Origin of the sequence: Phyllobacterium bourgognense (assembly GCF_003337575.1) — a bacterium.
GTDB lineage: Bacteria > Pseudomonadota > Alphaproteobacteria > Rhizobiales > Rhizobiaceae > Phyllobacterium > Phyllobacterium bourgognense.
In genome coordinates this window covers 405,682-420,041 of sequence record NZ_QPJM01000002.1, presented here as the reverse complement: position 1 = coordinate 420,041, position 14,360 = coordinate 405,682, and the positions used below count along the sequence as shown (strand labels likewise).

Genomic DNA, 14,360 nt, shown 5'->3' with positions numbered 1-14,360 from the left:
TCACCTGAGTACGGTAAATCCCTGCTTTTCGAAGAATGGCACAGCTTTTTCTGACTTGATGTAATCAAACAGCGACACCGCATCGGCATTCTTGCTGTCGCTCAGAATTGCGGTCGGATAAATGATTGGAGGATGGCTGTCCTCGGGGAACGTTCCTACGATCTTGACTTCTTTGTCAGCGGTAGCATCCGTCTGATAGACGATGCCATAGGGCGCCTCACCACGCGATACCAGCAACAATGCAGCGCGCACGCTCTCCGCGCCCGCGACCTTGTCCTCCACTGACGACCAAACACCCAGGTATTCAAGAGCGGCCTTACCATACTTGCCTGCCGGAACCGAATCCACAGCACCCATGGCGAGACGGCCCTCGCCCAAAAGTTTGGCGAGGTCAAAACCCTTTTTAATTTCGACGGGCTCTGCCTTGTCTTTCGATGCCACCAGAACGATGCGATTTCCCAAGAGATTTTTGCGGGTATATGCTTTGATCAGGTTTTTCTTTGCAACATAGTCCATCCAGTCAAGATCAGCCGAGATGAAGATATCGGCCGGCGCGCCAGACTCGATCTGCTTTGCCAGAGCCGAACTGGCAGCATAGGAGACTGTAGCTTCCTTGCCAGACTGCTTCTGCCACGCGGCTGTTATGTCATCGAGTGCGTTCTTGAGGCTAGCCGCTGCGAAAACGGTCACCTTTTCTGCGGCTAGAGTCGGAACTGCTAGCAATGGGCCAAGCCACACCGCCAGTAGTGCGGCAACAGTCATTATCCAGTGACGACGACGAATGCGCATATTCAACCTCCGATAGGCGTGCGAAATATTCACCTAAATATATCGGTGGCTGGGGGATAGCTAGTGTTATATTTTCAGGAATATATTGAATGGAGGTAGTTTGTTAGCGCGACCGCTCATTGACGTAAATTGATGCCTCCTTGGCTGCATCAATAAAGGCGCGCCTGACTTCGTCGGGATGCAATCGGCCAGCCCCGGCTTCGAGACATGCTTGCTGCGCTGTAGCATATTTTTCACCACAGTTTTTAGGCCAGTATTTTGCAAGAACTTCAGCAGCCGATTCAACGCAAGACACACGTCTTATGAGGCGCATTCGATCTGTAATGGTGACGTGTTCAAAAGCCATTCTTGTCATATTGATTGAACGCGATCGTTCAATTTGAGTTCCAACGTGCTCGTGGCCGAAATGAAGGGGCAGGCAGAGCTTGGTAAAGTCGGATTCACCGATCACGCGGATTGCCAAACTTCGCATTTCGCGGCCGTGAATATTCATCGATGCGCGGAAGTTCGTCGGCAAATTCGACCCAGGGCAGCCTTAGCCGCCAATATGTTTGCGCCTCGGGCGGAAATCGCTCCGGGTGATCGAAAAAGCCGATCGTCAAGTAGAGTTCATCAACGATGCCCGCGTCCAAATAGCTGATCGACGTGCCACAGTCCGCACAAAAGCTGCGAGTGACGCCAGGCGTTTTCGAGAATGTCTTCGGCTTCCCGCGCTTTAGCTGGAATTGGTCGGGTCGATAGCCGACCCAAATGGTTAGTGGGCCTCCAATGGCGCGGCGACAGTCATCATCATGGTCATAACAAATCCAGAACGGATCGCCCTCGACCTCCGCAACAACTGCACCGCAAAAACACGCACACGTTTCAAGCCTGGCTGCCATTTCGCACTCCTCCATTCGCCGTTGTTTAGCGCAGCTCTAACTGGAACCTTCTTCCATAGCCCTCGTTAGATTCCATCTACCAATAGCGAGGGCGATACCATGACGACGACATTCGACACCGACCGAGGCAACGGCGGCGAAACACACCAGCATGTGTCTGAAAAGGGACCGCATGATGGTGTCAACCATCTCACCACTAATCAGGGCATCCGCATCACCGACAATCAGAATAGTTTGAGGGCAGGCGAACGTGGCCCGACATTGCTTGAGGATTTCGTCCTTCGCGAAAAGATCTTCCATTTCGACCATGAACGCATTCCTGAACGAATCGTTCATGCCCGTGGATCGGCTGCCCATGGCTACTTCGAACTCTATGATTCGCTTTCCGACATCACCAAAGCCGATCTATTTCAGCGTGCGGGTGAAAGGACACCCGTATTTACGCGATTCTCGACCGTAGCTGGCGGTGCCGGATCGGTTGATACCCCAAGAGATGTCCGTGGCTTTGCCGTGAAATTCTATACGAAGGAAGGCAACTGGGATCTCGTCGGTAACAACATTCCCGTCTTCTTCATTCAGGATGCTATGAAGTTTCCCGATCTCGTTCATGCCGTGAAAATGGAGGCGGACCGCGCCTTTCCTCAAGCCGCAAGCGCACACGATACTTTCTGGGACTGGGCTTCATTAATGCCCGAGACCACACACATGCTGATGTGGGCTATGTCAGACCGCACTTTGCCCCGGTCGGTACGGATGATGCAAGGTTTCGGTGTTCACACCTTCAGACTTGTCGATACCGATGGCAAATCTACCTTCGTCAAATTCCACTGGCGGCCTAAACTCGGCATTCAGTCAACTCTGTGGGACGAAGCATTAAAGCTTCAGGCAGCGGACAACGATTTTCACCGCCGCGACCTCTGGGAAGCGATCAGTTCGGGAAACTTTCCGGAATGGGAACTCGGATTGCAATTGTTCGATCAGGAATTTGCTGACGCTCAACCCTACGATGTACTCGACGCGACGAAGATAATCCCAGAGGAAGTCCTTCCTCTTCGGATGGTTGGACGCATGGTTCTCGACCGGAATCCCGATAATTTCTTCGCGGAAACCGAACAGGTTGCCTATTGCCCCGCCAATATTGTGCCGGGAATAGATTTCACCAACGATCCCCTCTTGCAGGGGCGCCTCTTCAGTTATCTCGATACGCAAAAGTCACGTCTTGGAACGGCAAATTTTCACCAACTGCCCATCAACGCACCGAAGTGTCCAGTCATGAACTTTCAGCGTGATGGTCAAATGCAAATGAGCGTACCAAAGGGTCGTGCCAATTACGAACCCAATAGTCTGTCATCCGACGGCGAAGCGGGCGGACCACGGGAATGCCCAGTGACGGGGTTTGGAACTTTTGAAGGTGGTACGAGCCAAGGAGAAAAAGGGAATAAGCTGCGCGTCCGCGCCGAACTCTTTGCCGATCACTACAGCCAAGCCCGGCTGTTTTGGCGTTCGCAACAACCATCAGAGCAAGCACATATCGCCTCTTCGTTCGTATTCGAGCTTTCCAAGGTTGGACTGAAGCAGGTGCCCCCCAGAATGGTGGCCAATCTGCGCAATGTAGACGAAGACCTAGCCAGACGAGTGGCGGATGGTCTTGCGATCATCTTGCCGGAGAAGAACCCGGCGGCACGCGAGCCAGTCGATATGGAGTCCTCTCCGGCCCTCAGCATTCATGCGAATATGATGGATACGCTGCAAGGGCGGAAGGTCGGAATTCTCATCGCGGATGGAAGCGATGCGGCTGCACTTAAAACTCTGCAAGAAGCAATCAAGGATGCAGGTGGGCAATCTTTCGTGGTCGCTCCAAAGATAGGTGGAGCAAAACTTTCCGATGGAAAACAAATGAAAGCCGAGGGTCAGCTGCTCGGATCGCCCTCGCAATTATTCGACGCAGTTGTTGTCTTGCTTTCGGAAGACGGAGCCAAACACCTGATAAAGGAAGGTGCTGCCATACAGTGGCTCATGGATGCGTTTGGACATCTGAAGGCCATAGGCTACACCGCTGCGGCTCAACCTTTGCTCGAAAAGGCAGGAATTGAGGCAGACGACGGCGTAGTTCCACTGGATCAAAGCTTTGTCGAAATAGCGAAAAAACGTTACTGGCAACGCGAACCGAAACTACGGCTCTTGGCCTGATGCCAAGTTGATGCATGGACGAACGGTATATGATCGCAGAGCCTAGCTGACCCGATTCAGCGCTAGGTGAAGAGATTCCAAGGTGCTGGAGAAGTCTCAAGCTACGTCGAACGACCATCACGCCTGCTTGCCCGTTATTCAACAAGCCGACGATGACCGCGAGGCTCGATCAGATTTTGATCAGATGCCGACCGCATCACCAATAGCTTATCTGCGGATGTTGGCGTCCGATCGCTGATTGGCTTCACCCGTTAGCCAAACCCAAGGACTAAGGCTGTTTCCAAAACGAGAGGTTTCCCGCTGATGCCAGAAGTCGTTTCTACAACCCTTTATAGCAACGGATATACTTCATGCAATTTTAACACGAATTTAAGTCAATCTACCTAGGGTTTGGCCAGCACAGTCAACGCGATGGCAATCAAATGCGTGGAACTCACCACAGGCAGCTTGAACCTCGGGATTTTCTGATCCTTGCAATTCTCTTTGTCTTGGTTCTCGGGGCATGCTGGCTCGTGGGTACAAGTTTCATGGATACGGCTAAGGCCGGGCATACTCCAAAGGCCGGATTGGTAAGCGACGCCCCCTGATCTAAGGTACCAGAAAACGCCGGCATGCAATCTACACCCGGCAGATGAACATCACTGCGTAGTGACCATCGGACCAGACGAATCTTTTGGCGCAGTGAACGGCATAGTGAATACTTGTCCTGCGATTCCTGCAGCCAGTCCTGACGAGAAAGTCAGTGGCGTACAACTGTTGAGCGCATCGATCGCCGATGCAATGAATTGCTGGCGGACCTTGTCATCTCCGTCGATAGCTATGCTCGTTGGCCGCGGCTTGCCTATCAGCGTTCCATCCCGTTTGAAGCTGAAGCTCAAGGTTACGGAACCTTTGGCGTCGGATGGTGCTTGCCAGCACGTGTCGATAGCGCGCCCTACATCGTCCATTGTCTTCAGCGGCTCTGCTTTAGACTGAGTAGAAAGACAGATCATAAGTGCGCTTGTGACTGCGAGAGGTTTGAAAACGTTCATTTCGTTACTCCTGCCCTTCAATGCCACAAGATCAGAATCAGTTGCAACACGGAACATGATCGTGATCAACAAATACATTTTACCACTATATTGCTGTGATAAAACAGAATTCGGCATAAAAATGAAGGTTAGGGTAAATACTGACAGGCCGCACATTGAGCACGGCCCGCCATATTCTTTTAACTATTGCAGCCCGTTGGCTTTCAGTATCTCCGGTGCGTTTTCCTTGGTGATGGCTTGCGTATCCAGGACGATTTTCTTTTCCACCTTTTCGCCTGCGAGCACTTTTAAGGCCTGACGCAGGCCCTCGGCCCCGGGAGTTGGGTAAAGGAATGTCGCGGCCAACTCCCCTTTGTTCACCCATTGAACACCTTCGTTCGGTAGTCCATCTACGCCGATAAAGAGGATATTCTTCTCGCGGCCAGCGTCCTTTGCGGCCAGGTAGGCACCATAAGCCATGGGATCATTGTGACCGTAGACGAGCGTTATGTCTTCATGATTGCGCAGTGCAGTCGCCATGATATTATAGGCTTGATCCTGCTTCCAGTCGCCCGACTGTTTGTCGAGAAGATACTTGATCCCGGGCTCAGCGTCGGTGTTCTTGTGAAAGCCATTACTGCGATCGTGGCTGGCCTGAGTGCCGAGCCCGCCCCAAATTTCGACGACTGTACCCTTGGCTTTGCCCTTGCCGCCAAGGAGTTCGACCGCATACTTACCCGCCGCTTCCCCGATGACGACATTATCGCCACCGATCCACTGGGTATACTTTTCTGTATCGACGTTGCGGTCCAGCACTATAACTGGAATCCCTGCATCCATGGCTTTCTCGACAACGCCTGTCAGACCTGCAGACTCCTTCGGAGAAATCAAAATCGCATCAACTTCCTGACGAATGAAGTTTTCAACATCGGCGACCTGTTTTTCCGTCTTGTCCTGCCCGTCCGCAACGAGGAGCTCGACATTGGCGTGTTTCTTGGCTTCAGCCTCGAGGTCTTTGTTGAACTGGACGCGCCAGGGCTCAACGGTCGTCGTCTGGCTGAAGCCGATCACATACTTATCCTTCGCACCTGCGACGGACACGTTAAATGCGAGCGGCGCGATCAAGGCTGTCGCCATGGCCCATTTTGTAAATCGTCTGCGGGTAATGCTCATTTTCTCTCTCCCTTTGGGTTTAACTGCTTGTGAGTTAGTCGCCCTGTCCTTGCGGATTCTTGATTTGATTGGGCTCGGATTTGTCGATCACATCTCGCGCCCTCAATTGCGATAGAAAGAACAACCATCCGCTGGAGCGCCGCTCCTGCAGAAGAACAGCAATGATAATGATCGCGCCTTTCAGTACGAGTTGGGTGTTGCTGTCGATGTTGTTGAGTTGGAGGATATTGCTGAGGAAGCCAAATATGAGGACGCCAACCAATGTGCCGATCATCGACCCCCGCCCCCCCATCAGGCTCGTACCGCCAATGACAACAGCCGCGATGGCATCGAGCTCAAGGCCCGTCCCGGCATCCGGCTTTCCCTGCCGATACTGCGCAACATAAAGAATACCGGCTAGAGCAGCCAGGTAGCCCGATATGGCATAGACGGTGATCTTTACACGCCAAACAGGCACGCCGGCCAAGCGGGCGGCTTCTTCGTTTCCGCCAATTGCGTATATATAACGCCCAAATTTCGTGAATTTCAGGATCACCCAGAAAAGGACGATTATGCCCGCGAAGATGACACCCGGGACCGGGATTATCCCGAATATCAATGAGCGCAGAGCCTCGAAATTTTCGGTGGCGTTACTTCCCGTGTAGACGGGCCAGACGGCAGTGTTCTGTCCTGCAGTTAATCGTGCGATTCCGAGGCCGGCGACCATCATGGCAAGCGTGACTATGAAGGGTTGCAACCTGCCACCGACAATGATCAATCCGTTTATGGTACCAAGCATGAAACCCACTGCCGGCACGACTAGGAGAACGAGGAGAACTCCTGCCTTTCCTTCTGAGGTCAAGGCCACTGCAAATGCCAGAACAAGAGCGGCAGCAGCGGCAACGGCCAACAGCGGTTTTGAGACGCCCGGCGGGTTGGTGCCTGCGTCGAGCGCAGCCCTTCGCTGCAACTTTATCCCGAAGCTGAGAACGCCAAACACCACTAAAAACGCCAGTAGGAATATCGCTGGGACACCAAGCAAATAAGCGGAGGACCAGCCTTCATTGGTCAAGAGCATGGCGCAGACCACAGACCCCAAAGCCAGCACTGAGCCAACAGAAAGATCGATTCCCGCGATCAGGATAACCAACGTCATCCCTACCGCGGTTATGCCCGTAACGGAGATCTGCCTGAAAACATCGGAAAGATTTCCAAACGATAAGAAGATGTTGTGACCTTTTGATGAGACGGGCGATGAAATAACACCCACCAAAAAAAGCAATGCCAGTCCCCAATAAAGCTTTGTTGACTTGAGAACGTTCTTCAATCGTTCAGTACTATTTGATGATGGCATGATCTGCTCGCTTGTATTCGTCATGCAGCCTCTCCCGTGAGCGCATTCCCCAAGGGCGTCGCAAGCTCCATTACCCGTTCTTCCGAGAACTCCTGGCTCTCGATGATCCCCGCCGCCCTGCCTTCGCGCATCACAAGAATCCGGTTTGAAAGCGCCAGTAGTTCCGGTAGTTCCGAACTGACCATGACGATCGCCACCCCTGATTGAGCAAGCTTTCTCAGAAGGTCATAAATCTCGTCTTTTGCCCCAACATCGATCCCGCGCGTCGGCTCATCAAGCAGGACAACGCTTGGCTTGGTTTCGAGCCATTTGCCAAGAACGATTTTTTGCTGGTTTCCGCCACTCAGTTCATCAATCTGTTGGTCCGGACCTTGGCAGCGAACGCGCATAGCCTTGATCATTCGGTTGGCAACGACGTTCTCTTGAAATTGCGTCACCCAGCCGAGCGGCGCGATCCATGGCAGCGAAGGCAGAACAGCGTTCGATCGAATATCTGCCTGCATCAAAAGACCCGTACCTTTGCGGTCCTCTGTGAGAAATGCGACCCCCCTGGCCACCGACCCTCGGGGCGTGAGCGACTGAGCATCGGAACTCGTACCAGAACGCTGGACCGAACCTGAGCGCTTGCCAATTGCCGAACCGAATATGAGTTCCAAGACTTCAGTCCGGCCTGAGCCGAGCAGACCGCCGATGCCCAGTATTTCACCGGCATGAAGCTCGAAACTCACGTCATCGACCACACCATGAATCCGGCCGCGCGAGTTCGGTCTCTGAAGGCCGAGATTTCTGACGGACAAGACAACCGGATTGCCGGACACTGGTGCCTTCTTCTCCTGCTTTTTCAGCTCTCGTCCAACCATCATCCGGATCACATCGCGCTCGCTGATATCGCCAGAGCGCCGTGTTGCAATAAAATTGCCGTCCCGCAGCACGGTGATCTTGTCAGCTAACGCAAAAACTTCACTCATACGATGTGAGATATAGACGATCGCCACACCTTGGCGCGCCAGTCCGCGAATGAAGCTGGCGAGGCGCTGTGCCTCCGCCTCCGACAAGGCGGATGTGGGCTCGTCAAGCACAAGCACATCCGCATCCAGGGAAAGCGCGCGTGCAATCTCCACGAGTTGCTGCTCTCCAACGCGCAAACTCTCGACGTCAGCCCGTGGATCGATATCAATGCCGAACCTGGCGAGAATTTCTGCACTTCGGGTTTCTATTTCGCTGTAGTCGACAAACAACCCGGCTTTGAGCGGTTCCCGTCCCAGAAAGATATTCTCTGAAACGCTGAGGCTTGGGATAAGATTGAGTTCTTGGTGGATGATCGCGATGCCGTTGCGCTCGGCTTCCTTGGGCGTCACAAAATCGACCTCGCGTCCACGAACAGTCATCTGTCCGCTACTTCGACGATGAACACCGCTCAAAACCTTGACGAGGGTTGACTTGCCTGCACCGTTTTCGCCCATCACGGCATGGATCTCACCAGCATACACATCCATATCTATGCTGCGCAGAGCCACAACGTGAGCAAAGGACTTGCTGATCCCGCGTAGCGAGACGATTGGGGACTGCCTCTCCAAAATGCTCCTCCCAAAACATTCTTTCAAGTTGGTGTGTAACATGTTAGATGTTATTGGATTAGAGTCAAATATTTTAGTTTCCAGCATTCAACGGATTTTTGGTAACAACAATGGGGGTCTGAACTTGCAGCTTCGTTCTCCGAGCAGAAACTTCAAGGAGCAAAAAGTTGTCTCGGTCACGCGCAAGGACCAGGTTTACACAATACTGAGGCAGGCGATCATTTCGTCGCAATTGTCGCCGGGCGAAGCCATTCGCAAGGAGCTCGTCGCAGCGCAGCTGGGCGTTTCCCGCACCCCGGTAAGCGACGCAATAAACCGGCTTTCGGATGAAGGCCTTGTTGAGATTTATCCACAGACAGGAACCTTCGTTGCACGACTATGGCTCGATAAGATCGAAACGGCGCAATTCGTCCGCGTCGCGCTCGAGACAGCCGCAATTCGCCGCGCTGCGGAACGCGCAACTCCTGAAACCATCGCTCGTTTTCGGCAGAATCTGGAACGTCAGCGCAAGGCCGCCGACAAACAGGATTTCGAACAGTTCTACGAACTCGACGAAGCGCTACATGATCTCATTTGCGATGCCGCAGGACTAGTGGGATTGCGTGAGATCGCTTCAAAGGAACGCAGTCAGATCGATCGCGTCAGGAGACTCTTGCTCCACTACGAAACTCGGATGATTGAGACTTTGGCAGAGCATGACGCAATCATCTCGGCCATCGCCGACAAGGATCCCGACAAGGCCGCCAAGACGATGGAAGCACATATAGCCCAGATGGGCAAAATGCTCTTGCATCTTAGAAATAAGCGTCCGGAACTGTTCGGAAGCTAGTCGTGAAGATTGCGCGAAACGGCGGAACCGACGGTCAAACCCCGAAACGTCGCCTCGAAACCGCCTCGTTCGGGTGAGCACGCCATGATACCTACCGAAGCGTCACCCGACGAAAACGGTGCTAGACGGGCGAGCCGCCATGCTGCGCCATTGACCGAGAATTGCACCCGTACTGCATCCCCGTGACGCGTCAGTCGCACACCTATCTGATCTTTGATACTCGAGCCATGAAGAGGGATCACGGACCAATCCGACGTCCTGTTGGTGACGACGACGCTAAAATGCATCAGCCCATCCGTGTATTCGATACCCGTCTTGATCCAGTGGTGCGAATCGATGCGCAGCATCAGCCCCGCTTGATCGTAGAGCTGTTGATAGTCACCGCAAACCGTAACGCTGGCCGTAAAATCACCACTCACCCGCGTCAAATAGGCATGGCCATTATCACGCTCGAAACCGTAAAACGTCTGCTGCCAAAAGTCGGTCTTTTCCTTGGTCGCGAAGTGGAGTTCGTCGGCATCGCCGCTGAAGGCCGCCGGTTCGTTCAACCAGCCGAATAAATTGCCCATGGATCCAGACCTCGCACTTATATTTATTCGAAGACATGTGCCTTACCAAGCACGACTATCTGAACACGGCTTCCCACCGCCGGCAAATTGATACTTGTCGTCTTGATCACCAGCGAAGGCTGATCCAGCGTATCGTGACTACTACTGGTCAGTGAAACGGTGATGGAACACGCAGCACCGCCAAATTCCGTTCGGATGATATGCCCGTAAAAACCCGTATCATCATTGGCGTCAGCAGAGACCGGAGAAACAACCACCTGCTCGGGCCGGAGCATGATCTTCGCAGGACCTGAGTGAAATGAACTGGTTTCGATACGGCCGAGTGGGCAAACGGCCCAGCCATCGTTAACATGGGCATCCAGGATGATGACGTCACCCAAAAAGGCGGCCGTATACGGATCGCGGGGATTCATATAGAGATCTTCGGGTGAACCTACTTGCAGAAGCTTGCCTTCCCGCAAAATGGCGACCTGATCAGCAAACGAGAGGGCTTCGGCTTGATCGTGGGTAACCAATATGGCGGTGATCTTCTGAGTGCGCAGCACCTCAGCCACCGATGTCCTGATACCTTCGCGGAGACCTGCATCAAGAGCAGAAAACGGCTCATCGAATAGCATTAGTTTCGGCTGTCTAGCCAGTGCGCGAGCGAGTGCAACACGCTGTTGCTGACCTCCTGACAATTGATGCGGACGTCTATCCCGCATGCCCGGTGTGAGTTCGACCAGATCCATCAGGGCCAGAATGCGTTTGTCGCGTTGCGGAGTATTTCGTTCGAGCCCGAACCCGATGTTGTCGCTGACAGTCAAATGCGGAAACAAGGCGCCGTGCTGTGCAACGGTGCCGATACTGCGACGATGTGCAGGAACTACAGCTGGTCCGTCCGCCAGAACACTTCCGTCCAACACGACCCGGCCCGTATCGGGTACTTCGAATCCAGCGATCAAACGCAGTAGCGTAGTTTTGCCAGACCCGGAGGAGCCAACGACTGCGGTGCGGCTGCCCACTGGCACAGCGAGAGTGATATCGTCGAGAGCAACTACTCTCCCGTAACACTTGCCAATGCCGGTAACCGTTAAAAATGTCATCGTCCGCCAAATCGTTTTGATTGTGCATAAAGCAGAAGCGTCATGGGCAGGGACAAGAGTACCATCATGAGCGCATAGGGTGCTGCACCCACATAGTCTATTTCGCTGGTGAGCGACCAAAACTGCATCGCAAGAGTGCGGGTGCCGTTTGGTGCCAGCATCAGCGTCGCCGTCAATTCGTTGGTTATTCCCAAGCCTACCAGTGCCATACTGACCGCAACGCCGGGAGCAGCAAGGCGCATGGTAATCTGTCTGACTGCCTGCGCAGGCGACCGTCCAAGCGCCATGGCTGCTTGCTCAAGCTCGACCGGTACCTGCGCAATACTGGCGCGCAATCCAACGAGCGACCTGGGAAGGAACAGCAGGGCATAGGCGAGTAGCAGGGTAAATACTGTCTGATAAAGAGGTAGCGCGACGCGCACAGTTACAGTGACCAGTGCCAATGCCACCACGACGCCCGGCAAAGATCCGACATAGTAGTGGCACGCCTCCATAATCCGTTGAAAACGGCCCGGCGCTCGAACTGAAAGCCAAGCCATTGGCACTGTGATAATGGTGGTCAGGAGTGCTCCTGCAACTGCAAATATGATGGTTTGACCAAGTGCCATACCAATCAGGTCCAAGCGCCAGCTGTCCATGCCGCCAATAGACAGCCAACGGGCCAGAGTAACGAATGGAACGCCGAGAGACAGTCCTGCTGTGATCAGGCAAATCAGAAAGGCAGGTACCGCCAGCAAACCCAATCTTTGTTTCATCGTGTCGCGTGGAGCACCCGAACCAACCCGGGCATAGCGTTCATTGCCGCGCAAAAGTGCTTCAAGGCTCAAAAGGCCGAAGCAGCAAATGACCAACACGCCACCAAGCATATTGGCCGCCGGACCATTAAAGGCCGATTGAAACTGATCGACAATCGCCGTCGTGAACGTATCGAACCGTATCATGACGTAGAGACCATATTCGGCAAGAAGATGAAGCCCGATCAGCAGTGAGCCCCCGCAAATAGCGAGACGCAATTGGGGTAACACGGCAAAAAAGAAGACACGCCACGGGCCGTTGCCCAGCGAAGCGGCAGCGTCTTCGATTGCCGGATCCAGCCGGCGGAGCTGCGCGGAGACCGGCAGATACAAGAATGGAAAATATGCCAAAACTGATACCAGAACGCCGCCGAAAAGCCCATGCAGGCCGGGTATCAGGCTAACCCACGCATAGCTTTGCACAAAAGCGGGCACTGCAAGTGGAGCTACTGCGAACCAGGACCAGATGCGCGCTCCACGCAGATCAGTGCGCTCCGTGAGCCATGCAAGCATGACCGCAAGGATGATCGAAATCGGAATCGTGACGGCCAGCAGCAGCGCAGTATTGATCAGAAGTTCACCCACTCGTGGCCGGAAAATCAGGGCCGAGGCGGTTTCCCAGCCAGTTTGTATGCCGATCCAGATGACAAATCCGACAGGCAGCAGCGAGACAAGGGAAACAATCACCGCCGCTAGAACCATAGGTGCGTTCGACATCCACCGGCGCCGGATGAGCGGGTTGGATGCTTGGAGAAGATCGCCTGGCTGGTAAAGTGACTGGCTTGGCGGCAATGTAAATTGCTTTCATTGTTGCAGCTACAGTCAGTCAATATGACTTGTGGCTGCCTGGAATTAAGCGACATCCCCGATAGAAGCACCGTGGATGTCGCTGGCGAACTGTTAGCTCGACCGGTGTGTTACGGCTAGAGCAAACCAGCAGCGGTCATCAGATCGGTGACCTTTTTGCTATCTAGCTTCGACGGCTCGACTTTAGGGGCTTGCAGGTCAGCAAGCGGAACCAGTTTGGGATTGGATGCCGCCCCTTCGCCTACCGCGTATTCGAAGGATGTACCATCGCGCAGAATCTCCTGCCCGCCTTTGCCGGTAACCCACTTTACGAACGCCTGCGCCTCGTCCTTATGCTTGCTCGAGGCCAAAACGCCTCCGCCGGAGACGCTGACAAATGCACCCGGATCTTCATTCTTGAAGTAATGAGTGGCGATGTTCTTGCTATTTTCACCGGTCTTGGCCTGATCACCAAAGTAGTAATAGTGGTAGATAACTGCGCCCTCGACCTGACCGGCGTTGACGGCCTTCATAGCAGTGCTGTTGCCCTTGTAGGGGGTGAAGTTTTCTTTCATTGCCTTCAGCCAAGCAGCGGTCGCTTCTTCGCCCTTCAGCTGGAGAAGCGCACCGACGATAGCCTGGAAGTCAGCGCCGGATGGCGATGCTGCCCAACGGCCCTTCCAGCTTGGATCTGCAAGGTCCAGCAACGACTTCGGGAGCTTGTCCTCGGCCAGCTTGGTCTTGTCATAGACAAAAACGGTGGAGCGAGCCGCAACTCCGACCCAATGACCGTTGGCCGGGCGATATTTCTCAGGCACCTGAGCAAGCGTATCGGCGTTCAGCGGCTCGAACAGATTTGCATTGTCGACGAGCGCCATTCCTGGTGAATTTTCTGTCAGGTACACGTCCGCAGGTGAAGCAGCACCTTCCTGGACAAGCTGGTTGGCGAATTCCATGTCGCCACCATTGCGCAAAGTTACCTTGATTCCCGTTTCCTTGGTGAAGCCGGCGGCCCAGGCTTCGGTCAGGCTTTCGTGTTGTGCGTTGTAGACAACAATGCCTTCCGACTCACTCTGTGCCGTTGCCAGCATTGTTGAGCCGGCAAGACCGGCGGCAAAAGCCACAACTCCGGCCAAGGTTAGAGAGAATTTCATGGCGACCTCCGTTTTAATGAGCATGCGGCTGGAACAGCTGCACATGCTTCCGATAATCATTTATGATGAAAACTGTCAACTTATATCGCATTGGGAAGGACCGCCGAGTGGCATGTACCAGCGATTTTTGCTGCATCTGACTGCATTCATATCGCTGACAAATACATTGGGCAAATTGCGATCACTGTGC

13 protein-coding genes are annotated in these 14,360 nt (G+C 53.8%); 2 read left to right on the top strand and 11 right to left on the bottom strand.

What is annotated here, in order from left to right:
- From modA to C7476_RS05670, 3 genes are all read right to left on the bottom strand, one after another.
- Window positions 1–789 (bottom strand): molybdate ABC transporter substrate-binding protein, encoded by a 789-nt coding sequence (modA, locus tag C7476_RS05680; RefSeq protein ID WP_114428911.1) that lies wholly within the window; start codon window positions 787–789, stop codon window positions 1–3.
- A gap of 103 nt (window positions 790–892) precedes the next feature.
- A complete protein-coding gene (locus tag C7476_RS05675; RefSeq protein ID WP_181872355.1) occupies window positions 893–1,240 on the bottom strand; it encodes a DUF982 domain-containing protein in 348 nt (115 codons plus the stop codon).
- Window positions 1,230–1,670 carry a GFA family protein gene (locus C7476_RS05670; protein ID WP_114428909.1) on the bottom strand — a complete coding sequence of 147 codons (441 nt, stop codon included), beginning with the start codon at window positions 1,668–1,670 and terminating at the stop codon, window positions 1,230–1,232. Before C7476_RS05670 ends, C7476_RS05675 begins: the two co-directional genes overlap by 11 nt.
- A 99-nt stretch (window positions 1,671–1,769) precedes the next feature.
- Between C7476_RS05670 and C7476_RS05665 the strand changes: the two genes are divergently transcribed.
- Window positions 1,770–3,860 (top strand): catalase, encoded by a 2,091-nt coding sequence (locus C7476_RS05665; protein WP_114428908.1) that lies wholly within the window; start codon window positions 1,770–1,772, stop codon window positions 3,858–3,860.
- Between the two features lie 638 nt (window positions 3,861–4,498).
- On the opposite strand, the gene C7476_RS05660 is transcribed toward C7476_RS05665, so the two are convergent.
- The 4 genes from C7476_RS05660 to C7476_RS05645 form a co-directional block, all read right to left on the bottom strand.
- Window positions 4,499–4,891: a hypothetical protein gene (locus C7476_RS05660; RefSeq protein ID WP_245426124.1), complete on the bottom strand. Its 393-nt coding sequence runs from the start codon at window positions 4,889–4,891 to the stop codon at window positions 4,499–4,501.
- Between the two features lie 183 nt (window positions 4,892–5,074).
- Window positions 5,075–6,007: a substrate-binding domain-containing protein gene (locus tag C7476_RS05655; protein ID WP_245426167.1), complete on the bottom strand. Its 933-nt coding sequence runs from the start codon at window positions 6,005–6,007 to the stop codon at window positions 5,075–5,077.
- Between the two features lie 70 nt (window positions 6,008–6,077).
- Window positions 6,078–7,376, bottom strand: a complete 1,299-nt coding sequence (locus C7476_RS05650; RefSeq protein WP_425373949.1) for an ABC transporter permease — start codon at window positions 7,374–7,376, stop codon at window positions 6,078–6,080.
- A 20-nt stretch (window positions 7,377–7,396) separates the two neighbouring features.
- Window positions 7,397–8,953 (bottom strand): sugar ABC transporter ATP-binding protein, encoded by a 1,557-nt coding sequence (locus C7476_RS05645; RefSeq protein ID WP_114428905.1) that lies wholly within the window; start codon window positions 8,951–8,953, stop codon window positions 7,397–7,399.
- Window positions 8,954–9,077: 124 nt separating this feature from the next.
- On the opposite strand from C7476_RS05645, the gene C7476_RS05640 reads away from it, so the two are divergent.
- Window positions 9,078–9,782, top strand: coding sequence for a GntR family transcriptional regulator (locus C7476_RS05640; protein ID WP_181872353.1), 705 nt, complete (start codon window positions 9,078–9,080; stop codon window positions 9,780–9,782).
- On the opposite strand, the gene C7476_RS05635 is transcribed toward C7476_RS05640, so the two are convergent.
- From C7476_RS05635 to C7476_RS05620, 4 genes are all read right to left on the bottom strand, one after another.
- Complete coding sequence (locus tag C7476_RS05635) at window positions 9,779–10,351, bottom strand: DUF1349 domain-containing protein (RefSeq protein ID WP_114428903.1); 573 nt, start codon at window positions 10,349–10,351, stop codon at window positions 9,779–9,781. The genes C7476_RS05640 and C7476_RS05635 overlap by 4 nt on opposite strands.
- Window positions 10,352–10,374: 23 nt before the next feature.
- On the bottom strand, window positions 10,375–11,436 hold the full coding sequence (locus tag C7476_RS05630; RefSeq protein WP_114428902.1) for an ABC transporter ATP-binding protein: 1,062 nt from the start codon (window positions 11,434–11,436) through the stop codon (window positions 10,375–10,377).
- On the bottom strand, window positions 11,433–12,947 hold the full coding sequence (locus tag C7476_RS05625; RefSeq protein WP_114429043.1) for an ABC transporter permease: 1,515 nt from the start codon (window positions 12,945–12,947) through the stop codon (window positions 11,433–11,435). The genes C7476_RS05630 and C7476_RS05625 overlap by 4 nt, the downstream gene beginning before the upstream one ends.
- 206 nt (window positions 12,948–13,153) lie before the next feature.
- On the bottom strand, window positions 13,154–14,170 hold the full coding sequence (locus tag C7476_RS05620; protein WP_114428901.1) for an iron ABC transporter substrate-binding protein: 1,017 nt from the start codon (window positions 14,168–14,170) through the stop codon (window positions 13,154–13,156).
- Between the last annotated feature and the right edge of the window lie 190 nt (window positions 14,171–14,360).

Coding starts and splice junctions, on each gene's coding strand:
- modA (WP_114428911.1), bottom strand. CDS start 789: ATGCGCATTCGTCGTCGTCACTGGATAATGACTGTTGCCGCACTACTG.
- C7476_RS05670 (WP_114428909.1), bottom strand. CDS start 1,670: ATGGCAGCCAGGCTTGAAACGTGTGCGTGTTTTTGCGGTGCAGTTGTT.
- C7476_RS05665 (WP_114428908.1), top strand. CDS start 1,770: ATGACGACGACATTCGACACCGACCGAGGCAACGGCGGCGAAACACAC.
- C7476_RS05660 (WP_245426124.1), bottom strand. CDS start 4,891: ATGAACGTTTTCAAACCTCTCGCAGTCACAAGCGCACTTATGATCTGT.
- C7476_RS05655 (WP_245426167.1), bottom strand. CDS start 6,007: ATGGCGACAGCCTTGATCGCGCCGCTCGCATTTAACGTGTCCGTCGCA.
- C7476_RS05650 (WP_425373949.1), bottom strand. CDS start 7,376: ATGCCATCATCAAATAGTACTGAACGATTGAAGAACGTTCTCAAGTCA.
- C7476_RS05635 (WP_114428903.1), bottom strand. CDS start 10,351: ATGGGCAATTTATTCGGCTGGTTGAACGAACCGGCGGCCTTCAGCGGC.
- C7476_RS05630 (WP_114428902.1), bottom strand. CDS start 11,436: ATGACATTTTTAACGGTTACCGGCATTGGCAAGTGTTACGGGAGAGTA.
- C7476_RS05625 (WP_114429043.1), bottom strand. CDS start 12,947: ATGTCGAACGCACCTATGGTTCTAGCGGCGGTGATTGTTTCCCTTGTC.
- C7476_RS05620 (WP_114428901.1), bottom strand. CDS start 14,170: ATGAAATTCTCTCTAACCTTGGCCGGAGTTGTGGCTTTTGCCGCCGGT.